At 43.8% G+C, this 17,938-nt stretch carries 12 protein-coding genes; 3 read left to right on the top strand and 9 right to left on the bottom strand.

Annotation, left to right across the window (positions count from 1 at the left end):
• Nucleotides 1–338 precede the first annotated feature (338 nt).
• Together mobV and DWZ67_RS12930 are read left to right on the top strand one after the other, a co-directional pair.
• Nucleotides 339–1,706 carry a MobV family relaxase gene (gene mobV, locus DWZ67_RS12935; protein WP_117703097.1) on the top strand — a complete coding sequence of 456 codons (1,368 nt, stop codon included), beginning with the start codon at nucleotides 339–341 and terminating at the stop codon, nucleotides 1,704–1,706.
• 205 nt (nucleotides 1,707–1,911) lie between these two features.
• Entirely contained in the window at nucleotides 1,912–3,132 is a 1,221-nt protein-coding gene (locus tag DWZ67_RS12930; RefSeq protein WP_007662653.1) for an IS91 family transposase, read from the top strand.
• A gap of 327 nt (nucleotides 3,133–3,459) precedes the next feature.
• Here DWZ67_RS12930 and erm(F) read toward each other — a convergent pair whose 3' ends face one another.
• Nucleotides 3,460–4,260 carry a 23S rRNA (adenine(2058)-N(6))-methyltransferase Erm(F) gene (erm(F), locus tag DWZ67_RS12925; RefSeq protein ID WP_004295323.1) on the bottom strand — a complete coding sequence of 267 codons (801 nt, stop codon included), beginning with the start codon at nucleotides 4,258–4,260 and terminating at the stop codon, nucleotides 3,460–3,462.
• Nucleotides 4,261–4,505: 245 nt separating this feature from the next.
• On the opposite strand from erm(F), the gene DWZ67_RS12920 reads away from it, so the two are divergent.
• Nucleotides 4,506–5,231, top strand: coding sequence for a toxin-antitoxin system YwqK family antitoxin (locus DWZ67_RS12920; protein WP_117667712.1), 726 nt, complete (start codon nucleotides 4,506–4,508; stop codon nucleotides 5,229–5,231).
• A 292-nt stretch (nucleotides 5,232–5,523) separates the two neighbouring features.
• On the opposite strand, the gene DWZ67_RS12910 is transcribed toward DWZ67_RS12920, so the two are convergent.
• The 8 genes from DWZ67_RS12910 to DWZ67_RS12875 all read right to left on the bottom strand — a co-directional run.
• Entirely contained in the window at nucleotides 5,524–5,937 is a 414-nt protein-coding gene (locus tag DWZ67_RS12910) for a DUF4945 domain-containing protein (protein WP_055288460.1), read from the bottom strand.
• Nucleotides 5,938–5,961: 24 nt separating this feature from the next.
• Nucleotides 5,962–7,797 carry a RagB/SusD family nutrient uptake outer membrane protein gene (locus DWZ67_RS12905; protein ID WP_034529209.1) on the bottom strand — a complete coding sequence of 612 codons (1,836 nt, stop codon included), beginning with the start codon at nucleotides 7,795–7,797 and terminating at the stop codon, nucleotides 5,962–5,964.
• Between the two features lie 19 nt (nucleotides 7,798–7,816).
• On the bottom strand, nucleotides 7,817–11,026 hold the full coding sequence (locus tag DWZ67_RS12900) for a SusC/RagA family TonB-linked outer membrane protein (protein ID WP_009037504.1): 3,210 nt from the start codon (nucleotides 11,024–11,026) through the stop codon (nucleotides 7,817–7,819).
• Between the two features lie 63 nt (nucleotides 11,027–11,089).
• Nucleotides 11,090–12,271 (bottom strand): glycoside hydrolase family 172 protein, encoded by a 1,182-nt coding sequence (locus DWZ67_RS12895; protein ID WP_057259240.1) that lies wholly within the window; start codon nucleotides 12,269–12,271, stop codon nucleotides 11,090–11,092.
• Nucleotides 12,272–12,299: 28 nt separating this feature from the next.
• On the bottom strand, nucleotides 12,300–13,940 hold the full coding sequence (locus DWZ67_RS12890; RefSeq protein ID WP_120138987.1) for a ribulokinase: 1,641 nt from the start codon (nucleotides 13,938–13,940) through the stop codon (nucleotides 12,300–12,302).
• 11 nt (nucleotides 13,941–13,951) lie between these two features.
• Nucleotides 13,952–15,382, bottom strand: coding sequence for an L-fucose:H+ symporter permease (gene fucP / locus DWZ67_RS12885; protein ID WP_005824680.1), 1,431 nt, complete (start codon nucleotides 15,380–15,382; stop codon nucleotides 13,952–13,954).
• A 25-nt stretch (nucleotides 15,383–15,407) separates the two neighbouring features.
• On the bottom strand, nucleotides 15,408–16,631 hold the full coding sequence (locus tag DWZ67_RS12880) for a DUF6786 family protein (RefSeq protein WP_005824682.1): 1,224 nt from the start codon (nucleotides 16,629–16,631) through the stop codon (nucleotides 15,408–15,410).
• 14 nt (nucleotides 16,632–16,645) lie between these two features.
• Nucleotides 16,646–17,938, bottom strand: a 1,293-nt coding sequence (locus DWZ67_RS12875; RefSeq protein ID WP_120138985.1) for an L-fucose isomerase, incomplete at its 5' end; no start/stop codon positions are given.

The following is a 17,938-nucleotide window of genomic DNA, read 5'->3' as shown; positions in this document are numbered from 1 at the left end:
TTGTATCCGACCGCCCCATGCAAAAGAGCCTTTGAAAACGGAAACGACCGCCCCGCCACCCACCGACCGAAAGGGAAAAAATAAGGTGGGGTTATATGGGTAAGCAGGTGGTAGGAACAGCCACAGCCGAAAGGCAGACGGCACGCCGCAGGGTATTTACGGAGAAAATACCGTAGCTTATTAGGGAATTTTCCGAGCCGCAATACTACGTATCGCTGAAAATTCCCCAATAAGGCAAGGGGCAAGCCCCTCTGCACACCCCATCGGGGACGGCATTTGCCGCCCCCGAAGATACAAAAAATCATTGTTTCACAAGCCAAAAAAGAAAGGAAGAATATATGGGTTTCGTAGTTTTACACATGGAAAAGGCGCACGGCAGCGACAGCGGAACAACCGCACATATCGAGCGTTTCATCATACCGAAGAACGCCGACCCCACACGCACGCACCTAAACCGCAGGCTCATCGAATACCCCGACGGGGTGAAAGACCGTTCGGCGGCTGTTCAGAGAAGACTGGAAGAAGCGGGGCTGACACGCAAAATCGGAAGCAACCAAGTACGGGCTATCCGCATCAACGTGTCGGGAACGCACGAGGACATGAAGCGGATAGAGGAAGAGGGGCGTTTGGACGAGTGGTGCGCCGACAATCTGAAATACTTCGCCGACACGTTCGGAAAGGAGAACATCGTGGCGGCTCACCTGCACAGGGACGAGGAAACGCCGCACATACACGTTACACTCGTCCCTATCGTCAAGGGAGAGCGCAAGCGCAGGAAAAGGGAGGAACAGACGAAGAAGCGATACCGCAAGAAGCCGACCGACACCGTGAGGCTGTGCGCAGACGATATTATGACACGGCTGAAATTGAAGTCCTACCAAGATACCTATGCCGAAGCGATGGCGAAATACGGGCTGCAAAGGGGCATAGACGGCTCGAAAGCTCGCCACAAGTCCACGCAGCAGTATTATCGGGATATACAGAAACTCTCCGACGACCTCAAAGCGGAAGTGGTGGATTTGCAGCAGCAGAAAGAAACGGCACGGGAGGAACTAAGACGGGCGAAAAAAGAAATACAGACCGAGAAGCTGAAAGGGGCGGCAACCACCGCAGCCGCCAACATCGCCGAGAGCGTCGGTTCTCTTTTCGGCAGTAACAAGGTCAAGACGCTGGAAAGGGAGAACACCGCCCTGCATAGGGAGGTAGCCGACCACGAGGAAACCATCGAAGCCCTGCAAGATAGGATACAGACCATGCAGGCAGACCACAGCAGGGAGATACGGGAAATGCAGCAAAAGCACGGCAGGGAGATAGCCGACAAGGACACAAGGCACAAGCAGGAAATATCGTTTCTGAAAACGGTAATCGCAAGGGCGGCGGCATGGTTTCCCTATTTCCGTGAAATGCTCCGTATCGAAAACCTCTGCCGCCTTGTCGGGTTCGATGAAAGGCAGACCGCAACGCTCGTCAAGGGAAAGCCGTTGGAGTATACGGGGGAACTCTACTCGGAGGAACACGGACGGAAATTCACGACCGAAAGGGCAGGTTTCCAAGTGCTGAAAGACCCCACGGACGGGACTAAATTGGTTCTTGTCATCGACCGAAAGCCCATTGCCGAGTGGTTTAAGGAACAGTTCGAGAAGTTAAGGCAGAACATACGCCGACCTATACAACCGCAAAGGAAAGGCAAGGGATTCAAGCTATAAATGTTAAATCCTGCCCGATTTGCCGAAAAAAGTGCGGTACGCCGTTCGTGGTGTACCGCACTTTTTTTATATTTGTTCGCAAGGTGATATACTTGAAGAAAATAACAGCCGATTTCGCTGTTAGCACAACATTCAAGACAATAAACAACTAATAATCAAAAGATTAGATGTTGAAATAGAGTAAAAAAGGATTTGTGTGCGAGCTATGAAAGAAGTGCTAAACGACATATATACAGACGGTTGCAAAGAAAAGAAGTACCGCTTGTCCGATTTCTTCAATCGGTGGTGGGATGAATACGCACAGCACCCGGCGGAGTACATCACCCCCGAACAGTACAAGGCGGTGAACGCTATCCGTGTATGTCGCACAACCACTTTGGGGATAGACACATACGTTTGTCCCGATTGTGGGGAAGTACGGGAAATCAGCCATAGTTGCAAACACCGTTTTTGCCCGTCATGCGGCTGGCGTGACACGCTGAAATGGGCGGCACGCATGAAAGAAAAGATGCTGCGGGTGCCGCACCGCCATGTGGTGATGACCTTGCCGCATATCCTGCTGGACTTGGTGAAGCGCAACAGGAAAGAAATGCTGAATATACTGATGCGTACTTCGGCTGAAACGCTGAAAGACTGGATGATGCACAAGTTCGGCTTGAAAACCGGAGTGATTGCCGTACTGCATACCTACGGGGAAACGAAACAGCTCCATGTACACACGCACATGATTATGTCATGGGGCGGCATAGATAACGACGGTAAGATAGTCATCCCCGAACATGACTACGTGCATATCCCCTCTATCTGTAAGGTATTCCGCTACAAGTTTGAACACGCCCTGATAGGGTTGTTCGATGCGGGCAGGTTGGAGCATGATTTCCACGACCGCATGGAGTTTATGGGCTTCATCAAAAAGGTGGTGAACAAAAAGGACTGGATTGTACATTTGGAGCAGCCCATACAGATGCCGGAACAGGTGATACAATATGTGGGCAGGTATTCCAAACGGGCGTGTCTGAGCGAGTACAAGATTACGGCAATGGACGGCGAAAACATTTCATTCCGTTACCGTGATTACAAAAACTCACCCGACAGGAGGAACCCGGTTGAAAAGGAACTGACACTGCACTACCGGGAGTTCTTCCCCCGGCTGCTGCAACACGTTCCACTGCGCTATTTCCGCATCGTGAGGTACTACGGCTTCTATTCCAATAAAGGCAGCCTGCCGGAAGAATACTTCGGACGGGATGAAAGCGAGATAGAGGAAGCTGAGTTGCAACAGGCAGAAAGCGGATATGAAAACCCGTACTTCTGCGAACGTTGCGGACGGACGAGAGTTTACAGCCATACCACGGTAACGGGTGGCGGCATGACATACACGGTAATACTGGAGCATTGCGACATACACCGGAAAAAAGCGGCATGACAGCAACATGGGATAGCTATGTCCTGCCGTGAACAAGAACAGTGAAATCCCATGAAAAGAAAGAAAGGAGAACTGAAAAATGAATGAAATACGGATAAGAGCAGTAATGAAACGAACGGGGTGCGGGCATGAACTTCACACCTCTTTCTGCCGGAAACAGCAGTCAAAAATTGAAGTTCTATATAGTATGTAATAAAGGAAATAAAAATTGTCTCGAACATGAGGATGAACCGCCCTAAACGGTCGGCTATCCTCTAAACATTATGCGGCAGCTTAAAAGACGACACCAAACCAGAAAAATCATCTTGACAACCACCCGACTTTGAACTACGAAGGATGAAATTTTTCAGGGACAACTTCCAGCATTTCCAAAAAACAGTTTACCCATTGACTTGGAGACAAACAAACAATTTGAGCATTAAGGTTTAAACCGAATTTTTCCGAAATTGACCTGACCTGACTTTTCCTGAAAATCGACTTTAAAGCTGTTTTTACAGATAAATCAGGTTTCTCTAACAGACAGGAAATAAATGCTAAGTATTTGGCTTTAAACTTAAAATCAAAAAATAACTGTTTTCTTTTAATGTTTAACAGGGCTGATTTGACAGTTGGCGGTGGAAAGAAACTTTCAGGACCTACCTCATAGACAAGTTTCAAATCAAAAAAAGTATGATAGAAAACGGTATATGGATTGTAAAGCTTCCTCGAAAATAACTTTTGTGTAGGTTCTAACTGAAGGACAATGGAACCTCCCAGAAAATTTCCAAGACTCTCAAACATCAGGATTTTGAAAATATCGGAAGTAATGCCATAAGGAATATTTGACACCACTTTGAAAGGAAATTTCGGAACTGCAAAATTCCTAAAATCACAACCGACAACTTGAACATTTCGGGCATCAGAAAATAATTTTCGTAAATGTTCAACCAAAGCTGTGTCGTTTTCAATAGCAACAACATTGTTGGCGATTTTTAATAAATGAACAGTAAGAAACCCCTTGCCTGCCCCAATATCTAAAACCGTATCCTGATTACTTATATTTGCTTGTCTTATTGCATCTTTTATTAGCACTTTATCAATAGTAAAGTGCTGACCCGTAAAACGAACGGGCAATTTCTTTTTTGTCATTAGTAACTTCTTACAGGTGAATACTTGACTGCAAATTTAGTAACTTTGCTTGATAAATTAACGAGAAAGAAGAGAAAATGAAAACCGACCGCATAACATCACCTATACGCAAGCAGGGGTTTCGTGCTTCGTAGGACAGTTAAGTGGTAAATTTAAAGTTCAGTTCTTCGTAGGAAGTTCAGTGGTTAAAATCCCTGCCTGCGTATAGCTGAGAACCGTTATCAACCTCGAAAAGCAAAAATACAATGAATAGAATATTAACACTATACCTCTTTTGGCTATTGTGTGGCACGGCTTCCGCACAACAAATAGTAAAATGGGACGATTTACAGACTATAACGGATAACGCACGGCGCACGGTCTATTATGAAAAAGGCAGTAAACAGCCGTTGCAGGGAGAATATCGCATTATACGAGGGTTTGACGAGGAGCGTGTTAAACTTTCCGACGGCATAATAAACGGTGATTATCTCCGCTATCGTGATGGGGTACTGCGTGAATCGGGCATATATGCCAAAGGAAAGCGCAACGGCATATTCACGGAGTATTACCAAGATGGCGTTACTCCCCGAAAAGAAACACCCATGCAGCAAGGCAAGATAGACGGAACTGTAAAGACCTATTTTCGTAACGGCAAAATAGAAACCGAAAAGGAGTATAGGCAGAGTGTGGAGAGCGGAAGGGAACGCCGCTTTGACAGCAAGACGGGTGAGCAGATTTTTGAATCTCATTATATAGACGGCAAAAAAGAGGGTGAGGAATGGGAAATTTTTGAGGATGGGCGCACGCTTCGCAGCAGGACTACACGACACTACCGTAACGGAAAACTTGACGGCTCTTATCGTGTGGAATCGACACGGGACGGCAAACCCTATATAACCATCGAGGGACAATACACCGACGGCGAGAAGTCGGGACGTTGGAAACAGTACAACGCCACCGATGACACAACCCATGAATGGGATGAATGATTTTCTTTTTTCGCAAGTTGATTTTATAAAATCGCCACCGAAACTTCGTACTTTCGGAAAAAGATGTTATATTTGCAAATGAAAGAGTTATTTGACAGCATAGCAACGCAAAACACTGAAATTCGCACAGTTGCTAAATCGTTACCTCTATTTCTCAAATAATTCGCTAAAAGTTTATTTCTCAATCGGTTAAGTCAAACCGAGAAAAATCTAAAATAGAGAGTGAGCTGACTCAGAAAAATACCAGTAAAAGCCCACTCTCTATCATTAACTACAAAAATCCTTCTCGAAACTATTCGACATTAACTATTACACCCTCAGAAGTAACAGTAGATGTACGCCCTGTTTCTTGATTTTCCTCAGTAAAAGTACCTACCAATTTAACGATATAGCGATACTTCTTAGCAGGATCAATAGTGAAAGTATGAGAGGTTTCCTCATTTACCAAGGTTATTCTATCTCTATAAATATTATTTTCCACTATTTGAATCTGTACTGAAATAGGACGTCTGAAGTCTTCTGGAATTACTGAAGGAATACTCCAAGTCAATGTCACTGTAGTAGCATTATCTTGAATATACTGCACATTCTCAGGCGTAGGTATGAAATAATTCAAGCCCTTGTCATCAAGCACATCTCTGTCATAGCAGCTGGACAGTGATAACACTACCAACAACATTGTAAAAATGGTTACTATCTTTTTCATAATTTTCTTCTTAATAGTTAAACATTAATATCCCGGATTCTGCGTATAGTTACCCTTTGAATAATTCATTTGTGGTTGGGAAATCGGAAAGTACTCATCACGACCGGCAGTAAAACGAGCATCATTGAACCAATCGAAGCGAGTTCTTTCAATAGCAAAATATTCGTTCATTGTCTTTTCCAACAATCCCCAACGCTGCAAATCAAAGAAACGATGACCTTCGCAAGCAAATTCAAGACGATTTTCCCACATTAAGGCTTTCCATGCAAAGTCCTTAGTCCAATTACAGTTAATACCCGGCTGATAAGTAGCAATATGATAATTCATTGTATATGAACCGTCAGCTTGAGTCAAACGAACCAAACTATTGGCAGCACGAGTACGAATCTGGTTAATATATGGCAGGGCTTCCATTTCTCTATCCAATTGAATCAAAATCTCAGCTTTCCACAGCAACACGTCATCGTAACGAATCATCTTCTTATTCATAGAATTAAATTGCCATCCATCATAAGCAATACAACCACAATCAGGATGTGGCATATCTTTGATGGGTTTCAAGAAACTATAAGTAATCGGATCACGAGTAGCAGTTGAATGGAATAATAAATCAGGATCATACTTCCAAGGCTGTCCAGGAGCTACGATAGTATGGCTAAATCGGGGATCCCATGTATACTTATCAAAGTAAGGCTTAGCGCCAGAATTAACGATATCCAAATTATAAGAACCATCTGAATTTTTAATATATTGACCATAATCATCCTCATTATAATCCTCGAAACGGGGTAAACCGTTTTCATCTGTCTTAAACGCATTAGTCAACGTATAGCTAGCATGGTTAAAGTCACAACACTTAAATACAAAATTACCAGGTTGTGTTTCGGGCCACATCCATGGATGATTCAAACCTTCAGCGCGATTAAATCGACCTGCTGTATGAAAATTATTATCAAGAGCAAATTGTAATTCCCAAATGGATTCTTTAGTAGCATTATCATACTCTACCAAAAAGTTATTACCAAAATCAGATTCCAAACCTACACGACCACCTTCTTGATCAATAATTTTATCAATATAAGGCAAAGCTTCTGCAAGTAATTCCTTATTGATATTTATCACTTGATGACGGTCATCCTGTTCGTAAGCCATATTTAATATTGTCCTAGCAACCATAGCAGTAGCAGCATTACGGCTTACACGACCTTTATCCATCTGATCCAAAGGCAATAATTCCTCGGCCTTTTTAAAATCATCAAGAATACGTTGCCATAAGTAAAGATCATTCCCCTTATCCAATTCACGGTTAGGTACTGCTTCAAAAGCATCTGACATACCTACTACATTCTCATCAATATAGGGTACATATTTCCAAAGTTTTTTCAAACGATACAACGTAAATGAACGGATAAAGAGCATCTCACCCATAAAACTATTCTTATTAGGTAACTCTTCTTCCGTAAAATTTGCCATTCTTTGAATTGCTGTATTACATCTTTGGATAACTTGATAAGAATTATACCAAGTACCATCCAATGCACCGGTATTAGGATTTACATAAGTAAAAAGTGATATGTTACCAAAAGAACCTACAGCATCAGCAACACCACCACCACCTTTGTAGCAGTCATCCGAACGCATAGAACCACTCCACCAATACATATAAGGAGAGGAATCCAATGACCCCATCTCACACATACGGGCATAGGCTGCTGTGACAAAACCTTCTATATCGCTAGGTTTGTTAAGTATATTTTGGTCCAGAACTTGTTTAGGATTGATATCCAAATATGAATCACAACTGCTGACTCCCAATATAGAGCATAGAGCAATTGATAAAGTTATATATTTGCTTTTCATAATAATTTATTAATTAAGTTTAAAAAGAAACATTGATACCGAAATTGAAAGTAAATGGTGTCAGATAATGATAAGAAGGTCTTTCTGGATCGAAACTTGTATATTTGTCATCTCCCCAAAACTTCTTCAAAGTAAATACATTATATGCAGCAGCGTACAAACGCAGATTACTCATATGCATTTTTTTGATAAGCTTAGTCGGAAATGTATAACCCAATTCAATATTTCTCAACTTAATATATGAACCATCTTCTATGAACCAAGAAGAGAATCTTTGTTCTTGATTGGCAGTATTATTCGAGATAGCCGGAATATCAGAATTCGGATTGTCAGGTGACCAACCGCCCAACATACGAGTTGCATGATTTTTCCATGCAGGATTGGTGAAAAGCCAAATATCACTCTCTTTCTTCCAGTCGCTATTTACATCATTACCGAACATACCCTCAAAAAATAAGTTCAAGTCAAAGCCCTTATAAGCGAAATCAAAATTAAGACCTCCAAAGAAATCCGGGTCATAGCAACCTATCCAAGTTCTATCATATGTTTCATTGATTACACCATCACCATCTAAGTCCTTGTAGCGAATACGTCCAACTGCTTTACCTGGCTGGTCTGCATGAGCATCAACTTCCTCTTGAGTTTTGAAAATACCATCAGCTACCAAACCATAAGCAGAATTTGGAGAACGTCCTAAAATCAAATCGTGTACACCATCACCAGCATACTTATTGATTACATTGGAAGGAAGGTCAGTCAATTCAGTTTTGTATGTACCAATATTGGCACTAACAGCCCACTGGAATTCACTGGAGGGGTCACTCTTGAAAGATACTGTAAATTCTACACCTTGGTTATTCATACTAGCACCATTAACCCAAGGTTCACCACCTTCACCCATTGCTGCGATATATGGAGTCTGGACCAAGATATCATTTGTTTTCTTATAGTAATAGTCAAAAGAACCAGTCAAACGTTGATTGAAAAATCCAAAGTCAACGCCGAAGTCTGTTTGTTTGGTTGTTTCCCATTTCAAATCAGGGTTACCAATCCAAGTTCTTCTATAGCCAGACTGCAAAGCGCCGGTTGCTTGTCCCTTAATAGGATATGCAGTATCAAAATAATTAGTAGTAAATGGAGTAGTTGTGTAACCACGAGGTAATCCTTGTACACTACCATTCGTACCCCAACTGAAACGAATTTTCAGATCAGACAACCAGTCCGCATCTTCCATAAAAGCTTCATCCTTAATTCTCCAACCAGCAGAAAATGCAGGAAATACACCATAACGATTATTGACACCAAACAAAGAAGAACCATCACGACGTACAGTTGCAGACAACAAATATTTACCAGCATATGAATAATTGGCCTTAGCAAAAAGAGAGAAATAAGTATATTCATCAGCAGAACTACTTACATCAATTTCATCACCGGTAGCAACACTAAGACCGGCAAAATCACGATCTTCCAAATAAAGTCCTTCTCTACTTGCATAAAAACCTTCTTGTACATAACGGGTAAACTCACTACCAAATACAGCATCAATATGGTGTTTTCCAAAACTTTTATTATAGGACAAAGTATTAGTCCATACATAATTTAACGGATGGGACTGGTTATTTCTTACATAATTTTTATCATTGCCTCTAAAACCAGTCTCTACATAAGCCCCATCTACTGTTCTACTATAAGAGTTACCATAATTTATACCAAACTGAGTTCTAGCAGATATACCATTCCAAATATTCAGGTCTGCAAAAACATTACCAATAATTTTCACATAATTATTGATATTATCTTTACCCATAGTCATTTTACGTACCGGATTATCAAAATCATCAAGTCCTGCAGGTCCTGCCCAGTTACCATTTACATCATAAACAGGAACCATAGGTGGCATAATCATAGCCAAAAAGGTTTCCCATTGACTTTTATACTGCAAATAAGAAATAGCTAAATTTTCTCCTACTTTCAAACGATCTTTAATCAAACTATATTCCGTGTTAGCACGTACAGAATATTGTTTGAAAAAAGAATGAATTTGTGTACCTTGGTTGTTAGTATACCCTAATGAAAACAAACTTTTAGCTTTATCCGAACCATTAGAAATAGTCAACTGATGATTTGTAGAAACTGCTGTACGGAAAATCTCATCCATCCAATTTGTATCAGTTGCTTTTACCAATTGATTATTATCCAAATATTCTTTCATTTTCATATTATCCAATACCAGCATTCCATTATCACCTCTATGATACTCATACTCAAAGCCATTGGGTAATAATAGGCCTGAACCATAAGCCCACTCATCATAAGCAGCAGCGCGGAAGGCAGCAGTACCCCATTCTGTGGCGTTCATCATTTCCGGTCTATTTATTATAGAACTTACAGAAACACTACCATTATAGTCAATGGTAGTCTTACCAGCTTTACCTTTTTTAGTTTGGACTAAAATCACACCACCAGAAGCACGTGCACCATAAATTGAGGCAGAAGCAGCATCTTTCAATACCTGAATAGATTCAATATCTCCTGAATTTATGTCACGTAGATTCAGACCTTCAGCTGGCATACCATCCAATACAATTAATGGAGTAACAGCTCCAGACAAAGAAGAAAGACCACGAATTTGAATGCCTATATCTTCTGCAGGATTACCGCCATTGTTGCTAATTTTCACACCGGCCATCTTACCCTGCATAGCTTTCATAACGTTAGCGGAAGTCTTCTTGATGTCTTTTGAATCCGCCAATGCAACCGATCCGGTTAAGTCAGCTTTTTTCTGAGTCATATAACCAGTGTATACAACGACTTCAGACAACATCGTAGCATCACTTTTCATAATAACATCCAAAGATTTCAAGCCTTTAACAGAATATTCTTCTGTTTTTTGACCAATATAAGAAAAGACTAACACAGCATTATCAGAAGGTATTCTTATCGAATATTTTCCCTCCACATCAGTAGTTGTACCTATAGTAGTTCCTTTAACGACAACATTTACCCCAATAAGAGGTTCATTAGTCCCTTCTTCCAGAACTGTTCCTTGTATTACTCTCGCTTGTTGAATCTCATTAGAAGTATCTACGCCATGCTCAGATACTTGAATAGATCCATTTGTCCCCGATGCAGCGGTTGCAAGGGGCAAATTATCCCCTGCATACACTGCAAATGATAGCATTGATGCCAATGCTATGAAACCATTCCTTTTAAAAGAAATCCTCATAATACTTTGATTTAATAGTTAATAAAAAAACAACGTAATTTTAAATATCGGGTATACCCAATTTTACCATCTTGGAATTTCCAAATCGTCCTTGCTCGGCAAAGCCGGGAATTTGGCATGCGGCTCGGCCTGGTACCAGAAAGTGGTCGACGAGATATCCGACTTCTGGTTGTTGTAGCGTCCGTCATGACGCCATCCCAAATCCTGTATCGTGACCTTCAGGTCCTTGTCGAAGCGTACCGGGTCAAGGATATGCCAGCGGTACAGCCCGAAAGCGGTCACCGCACGGTACAGCCCGTCGGGACGGATTACCTGGTGCATGCCGGCATAGGGGGTGGTGAACTCCTGGTACTGGCGCGTCTTCTGGTTCTCGAAATTGTACGAGCCGCAGAAGTAGTCCTCAGTCCCGGTCCCGCAGATAGTCGGGTATTCCTTGTCACCGTCCATGTAGAACTTGATTTCCCCTTCACCCCACCAGCAGTTGTCGTTTACACGCCATGCCAGGTAGGTACCCACGTACTGTCCCTTGCCCTTCACACCGTCAATCAGCGTGTGCAGCGACCCTTGGGTCGGGTTGGAGCGGCGGAACTGCGCGTGGAAGTAGGCCTCGTCCTCAGGAACTTCTGTCAAGGTGTAGTTGATTTGGTAGTACAGGCGCATCTCCTCGGCGGTGTTGATGTTCTCCAGCGTGATACGGGCTTTCTTGCGGAAAGGCATCTTCCAGTAGCAGTTGAAGGCGCTGCCCGGATTCACGCAAACGGCCAGTGAGGAGAGCTGTGCATATTCATTGTATGCGCTGCAGAAGAAGTCACCCACCGGACATTCGACGGAAGGCTCCTTCTCATCGTCCCAGTACATTCTCAGGATGGAGAAGCGCCAGTTCCCGGTCGGTGTCATCCAGATCTGCTGGATGGCTCCCGGACCCTCGATTTCCGCAATCGTGATTGTCTCTCCCGGTTTCACGATGATGAAGGGGTTTACCTTCCAACCCTTGCCCAGGTCCTTGGCCGCATGGTGGGCGTTGGCCACATTGCGCTGATCCTTGTCCCTGACCGGATCGGCCATGCCGCCCTTGCCCTTCTCGCCTGTAAAGTTCTCAGGGCTGATGGAACGTGTCTTGGCATCGGACAGTCTTGACAGGTTACCCATGTTCATGTCCAGACCGTTGAACGGGTAGTTGCTTTGGGCGTAAACACCCACGGTGACCATGCATAAGGCCGCCAAAATTAATGATTTGATTCTCATGTTTTAAATAGATTAATGGTTTGTATACTTAGTTAATGGTTTCAGCAAGTTTTGCCAGTTCAAGATATTTCTTGTATAGTTTTTCGTAGATGAGGGCTCTTTTCTCATCCGGCCGGTATTCAGCCTCGATGTCCGACCCCATGTGCCTTGTCGCCTCATTGATATCCTTGTACACCCCTACGGCAACTGCCGCGAACATTGCCGCTCCCAAGGCACAGGTCTGTTCCGAGCGTACCACACGGATGGGCATGTCCAGCACGTCCGCCAGCGTCTGCATCACGAAGGGCGCCTTCTTGCTGATACCTCCGATGGCATTGACCGAATCAATGCGCAGCCCCTGGCCCTTCATATGCTCCACAATACGGCGGGAACCGAAGGCGGTGGCTTCCACCAGCGCACGGAATATTTCCGGGGCGCTGGTACCCAGCGTGAGTCCCGCAACGGCACCCTTCACGTTCTGGTCCGCATCGGGGGTACGGCGGCCGTTCATCCAGTCCAGGGCGACAACACCGTCCTCGGAGGGTTCCATGTCCTGGGCCTCACGGGTGAGTTCCACCAGCATGCCGTCCAGAACTTTCTGCCTGGCCTCCCCTCCGGGGATATCTTTCAGTGTCCATGCCAGCATCTTCCTGAACCAGGCGTAGATGTCTCCGAAAGCCGACTGTCCGGCTTCGAAACCGATGAATCCCGGAAGCACCGAACCGTCCACCTGGCCGCAGATTCCCTTGATACAGCGTCCGCCTACCTCGTCTTTGCCGGCAACCATGATGTCGCAGGTGGATGTTCCCATGATACGTGTCAGTATCCCCGGGGCGACGGATGCGCCTACGGCTCCCATATGGGCGTCCAGCGCCCCCACGGCCACGGCGATTCCTTGGGGAAGTCCAAGCCTGTCTGCCCACTCGGGTGTCAGTTCCCCTGCCTTGGTGTCGCTGGTGTGGGTTTCTGTGAACAGATGGGGGAGCATTTCCTTCAAGGCCGGATTAAGTTCTTCGAGAACTTCGCCGGAAGGAAGACCCCAACTGGCATGCCACATTGCTTTATGTCCAGCAGCACAACGGCTACGAAAGATCTGTTCCGGAATAGTGTTACCAGTTACTAATCCGGTCATCCAATCACAATGTTCTACCCAAGCATAAGCAGCATCCTTTATAGCGACGTTTGTGTTGATAATATGTAAAACCTTTGACCATACCCATTCTGATGAATAAGTACCACCTTCATAAAGTAAATAATCAAGGTTACGTTTATTGATCAGTGCATTGATTTGCTCAGCTTCTCGAACAGCTGTATGATCTTTCCAAAGAATAAACATAGCATCCGGTTCTTCTGCAAACTCGGGACATAAAGCTAATGGCATTCCTGCCTTATCGGTTAAAGCAGGAGTACTACCAGTTGTGTCAAAACATAATCCACAAATAGAAGCAATCTCTTCTTCCTTCAAATCTGATAAGGCTATATGTACAGCCTCTATCATGGATTCAATATAATCCAATGGATGTTGGCGATAACGATTGTTGTGTGCATCGCAGTAAAGCCCCGCTTTCCAACGGGGGTAAAAACTTACCCCCGTAGCCATTTCACGGCCAGTATATGTATCCACTACCAGTGCACGACAAGAATCCGTACCAAAATCAAGACCAATAACGTATTTCTTGTTTGATTCCATACTCTAAAGCATTATTTGGTTGTTAACTCTTGTTTTCTTGCAATGAAAAGCCCATAATAGGCAATCACTGCAAAAGCAACGGCCGGTACAACATATGCAGCCATAATACTACCCGTCTGGTCGGAGACAATACCCTGAATTTGGGTCAGAACGGCAGCACCGGCAATAGCCATTACCATGAATGAACCTCCAATCTTAGTGTCATCCCCCAAACCTGTAAGACCAAAACCATAAATGGTCGGGAACATCAATGACATACAACCAGAAATGCCCATCAGGCAATAGACGCCGAAACTGCCCTTGCCGAACATGGCACCCAAACAACACATTACAGCAAGAAGCGCAAGTCCTATCAAGAGTTTATAAGCTTTCACATATTTCATCATGGCAGTACATACGAATCTCATTACTACAAAGAGAATAAGTGACATGATATAGTAAGTAGCTGCAGCCTGTTCTGCTGTACGTGGCAGCAAATCATTCAATCCAAGCCATTCACAACAATTATAGAATGCGGCAGCTACCGGTTCCACTCCCCGTAATGCATTTACAACAGCATCTGCAGAAGCAGAATCTCCTAAAGAAGCCAATACACCGTCAAAATTCAGCTGTACCATAGCATAACGGATCACGAATGACCATACGGCTATCTGTGCACCAATATTGAAAAATTGTGCTATTACACCCCATACATAATTCTTATTCTTTATAAGACGACGAAGAGTGGCACCAAACTCTATTTTTTCACCTTTTTCACTAAGATTAGGCATTTTGGTAAGCCGAATAGCAAGTAAGAGCACCAACATCACCAGACCAAGTACCACATAAGCAGTAGTAACAGCATTCAATTCCTGCCCCTGGATGGCGGCCAGCTCCTCAGCCGGAAGTTGGGCACGCTCTGTCGCTGTCATTCCATTCAGTTGTGAGAGGATGAAAATCTGACTGATCACCACTCCCGTAATCGCTCCGAACGGATTGAAGGCCTGAGACAGATTCAAACGGCGTGTCGCGGTACTTTCAGGACCGATTGCCAATACATAAGAATTAGTAGACGTCTCCAGAACTGAAAGTCCGGCAAAGAGAACAAAGATTGCCAGCAGATACATAAAGAAGCTGAAATCAACATTCACTCCCGAGCTAAGCATGGCAGGATAGAACAGTAAAGCCCCAAATGCATATAGACCAAGTCCCAGCATCACGCCTGATTTATAAGTGTATTTCTTGATAAACAAGGCACCGGGAACAGCACAACATCCATATCCCAACAAATAGCACACTACCTGTATCCAAGCTGTTTTTGAATCACTCATACTCATGATGCGCTTGAAAGCTGCAAGCATAGTATCTGTCAGATTATTCGGCACAGCCCAGGCAAAGAAAAGAGTAGTGAGCAGAATGAATGGGAAGAGGATTCCTTTCGGTATTATTTTATTTGATTCCATACGAATTCTCCATTATATAGTTACCCTATTGAAACTTTGTTTTTATTACATTCAAATCTGCTCCAAATAAATCTTGCACGATAGGAACCAATTGTTCATCCTTACCTTGTACATGAATCACCTTTTGCGTATGGACCAATGAGGCACCGGGAGCCAGCTCCGCACCAGGAGAAGACGTTTCAATTTCATAGAAAGGTCCCATTATAGAACCGTCTTCTACCGGACCGTCATTATAAGAGTTGATTACATCGCCGGCAAACGGATCTTCCTGAGGTCCCCATTGGCCATTTACGTAGACTGAAGGAGTTTCGGGAAGACTACACCACAGGATTGTGAGTACGCCTTTCGATGAATCATAACTTCCGCAAATATCCGTTGCCCGTGAAGCCGGCAATCCCAGCTTGGAACGATAGAGCCCGTCAATCTTGAAATAGATAATACCATTTTCCTTTATCAGCCTATCCGCCGGTATCTTACCGAAATATTCATCATTCACAATTGTTCCTTCCGCATCTTGCTTATAAGGAATGAATACAGTAGTGGTCGGTGTAGGATTAAAACAGCCGAGCATCCACACAGATACAAGACCACCCTCTTTTGTCCATGCCTTGTCACCTGTATTGGTAATCTTATTCTCACTCTTGTAAGCTACAATTTTCATATCATTTGTAAGCTGGATATTAAAATCGGCAGCCACTTCACCAGCATCCATCAACGATACAGTACGGTCAATATTCATATCAAAAGTAGTACCGGAAGCATTTGTCAAACGAGTATCTTTCACAAAACGGATACTACTGTTGTCTTGCGACTTTATGTCAAAAGCTTCAGTATCAAGTACCGGAGGAACTATCCAATTATCATAAACCTGCTCTTGTCCTTCCTTAAAATAAAGTGAGAACGGACCACCTTCCGGACCAAGCCAGAAGCGTTCCTCACCTCCTACCGGATTAAATTGAGAACTGACTTTGCCTTCATTTATGAAACGATAATTAATCCAGCCGTAACTATCACCTTCATCGCCGGAAGCAGAAGTAGTCATTACACGGCCTTGCCATGCAGGAATAACCATCACTTTAGAATTCCCATCAGCAGATACCAATTCAGTATATTCAATGCCGTGGTCCTTTAAGAACTGGGCATCATAAGCATAACTTCCCATCTTGATTTCTTTTTGTCCGCCGCATGATACAAGTATTGCAGTTGCACCTACCAGCAGAGTGTTTTTCAGTTTGGTTGATTTCAACATAACGCCTGTTTCCTTTATTTATAGAGAGGTCCATAATTCTTGCAAGCTCTATAGTCACTGCCTTCCATATCCTCGCCAAAAGCAGTCCATGCACTGGGACGGAAAATATTTTCCTCAGAAACATTGTGCATGCATACCGGGATACGAAGCATGGAAGCCAGAGTAATCAAGTCAGCACCGATATGACCATAACTGATAGCGCCATGATTAGCCCCCCAGTTATTCATAACAGTATATACATCACGGAAATACCCCTTACCTGTCAGACGTGGAGCGAAGAAAGTGGAAGGCCATGTACGGTCAGTACGTTCATTGATAGCCTTGAAAACATCCTTATCCAAATTTACTGTCCAGCCTTCGGCAATCTGCAATACCGGACCTTGACCTTTTACGAGATTCAAACGGCACATTGTTACCGGCATTTCACCACGAGTCAGGAACTGGGAAGAATAACCACCGCCACGCATATATTCGCGACTGGCCGGATGCCACTTGGTTACAGAAAGACAAGCTTCTACTTCCTCTTCCGTAATTTCCCAGAAAGGCTTCATTACCGGTTTATTGTCACGTGTCTGACAGCCTGTTCCATCAAGCGTACAAGAGCCGGAGTTGATCAGGTGAATGAAACCGTTTGCCGCCTTACCTTCCAATTTCTTACCCGTTACCCGTTCTATGGCATTCGGACTCCAATAAGTACGCACATCCGCAAATATCTGTGCAGTATTGGTCAATAGATGATTGAAGAGCATTGAAGTACAATTCAACGTATCATTTTCCGTAGCGAAAGTAAATGCTTCACGGATACCGTTCCAATCGAAAGAAGTATTCAGTATAGCTTCTGAAAAATCACCGTCAGGCTTATAATCCGTCCACTGGCGCTGTCCCTGGAAACCCGCGGCAATCGCATTGTGTCCCATTGACTCTTCCTTGAACCCCATTTCAGCCAATTTCGGATTGCCAATCATCATATCACGGAAAATAAGGGTCATTTTTACCACGTATTCCCAACGGGCATCTTTCTCTTCACGGGAATATACTAGATGTTCCGGATTAAAGTCTGTCCCTTCATTACTCTTGCAATACTTTTCTGTCCATGCCATGGCACGTGCGAACTCTTCATGGTCATAAATGCCCAACTGGACACGACGTTCTATCTCACTGGCATCCACATACTCATTACGCATGCCCAAATACTCCTGGAAGAAATCAGGATTGGGAATAGAGCCTGCAATGCCCATGGATACACTGCCGATTGAAAGATAGGATTTCCCCTTCATTGTAGCCACAGCTATACCTGCACGGGCAAA

Source organism: Bacteroides sp. AF34-31BH (assembly GCF_003602795.1).
Classification (GTDB): Bacteria; Bacteroidota; Bacteroidia; order Bacteroidales; family Bacteroidaceae; genus Bacteroides; species Bacteroides uniformis.
This window is presented reverse-complemented; position numbering and strand designations above follow the sequence as displayed.

What these genes read in the sequence shown, in the direction of transcription:
- mobV (WP_117703097.1), top strand. Translation starts at nt 339, where the DNA reads ATGGGTTTCGTAGTTTTACACATGGAAAAGGCGCACGGCAGCGACAGC.
- DWZ67_RS12930 (WP_007662653.1), top strand. Translation starts at nt 1,912, where the DNA reads ATGAAAGAAGTGCTAAACGACATATATACAGACGGTTGCAAAGAAAAG.
- DWZ67_RS12920 (WP_117667712.1), top strand. Translation starts at nt 4,506, where the DNA reads ATGAATAGAATATTAACACTATACCTCTTTTGGCTATTGTGTGGCACG.
- DWZ67_RS12910 (WP_055288460.1), bottom strand. Translation starts at nt 5,937, where the DNA reads ATGAAAAAGATAGTAACCATTTTTACAATGTTGTTGGTAGTGTTATCA.
- DWZ67_RS12905 (WP_034529209.1), bottom strand. Translation starts at nt 7,797, where the DNA reads ATGAAAAGCAAATATATAACTTTATCAATTGCTCTATGCTCTATATTG.
- DWZ67_RS12900 (WP_009037504.1), bottom strand. Translation starts at nt 11,026, where the DNA reads ATGAGGATTTCTTTTAAAAGGAATGGTTTCATAGCATTGGCATCAATG.
- DWZ67_RS12895 (WP_057259240.1), bottom strand. Translation starts at nt 12,271, where the DNA reads ATGAGAATCAAATCATTAATTTTGGCGGCCTTATGCATGGTCACCGTG.
- DWZ67_RS12890 (WP_120138987.1), bottom strand. Translation starts at nt 13,940, where the DNA reads ATGGAATCAAACAAGAAATACGTTATTGGTCTTGATTTTGGTACGGAT.
- fucP (WP_005824680.1), bottom strand. Translation starts at nt 15,382, where the DNA reads ATGGAATCAAATAAAATAATACCGAAAGGAATCCTCTTCCCATTCATT.
- DWZ67_RS12880 (WP_005824682.1), bottom strand. Translation starts at nt 16,631, where the DNA reads ATGTTGAAATCAACCAAACTGAAAAACACTCTGCTGGTAGGTGCAACT.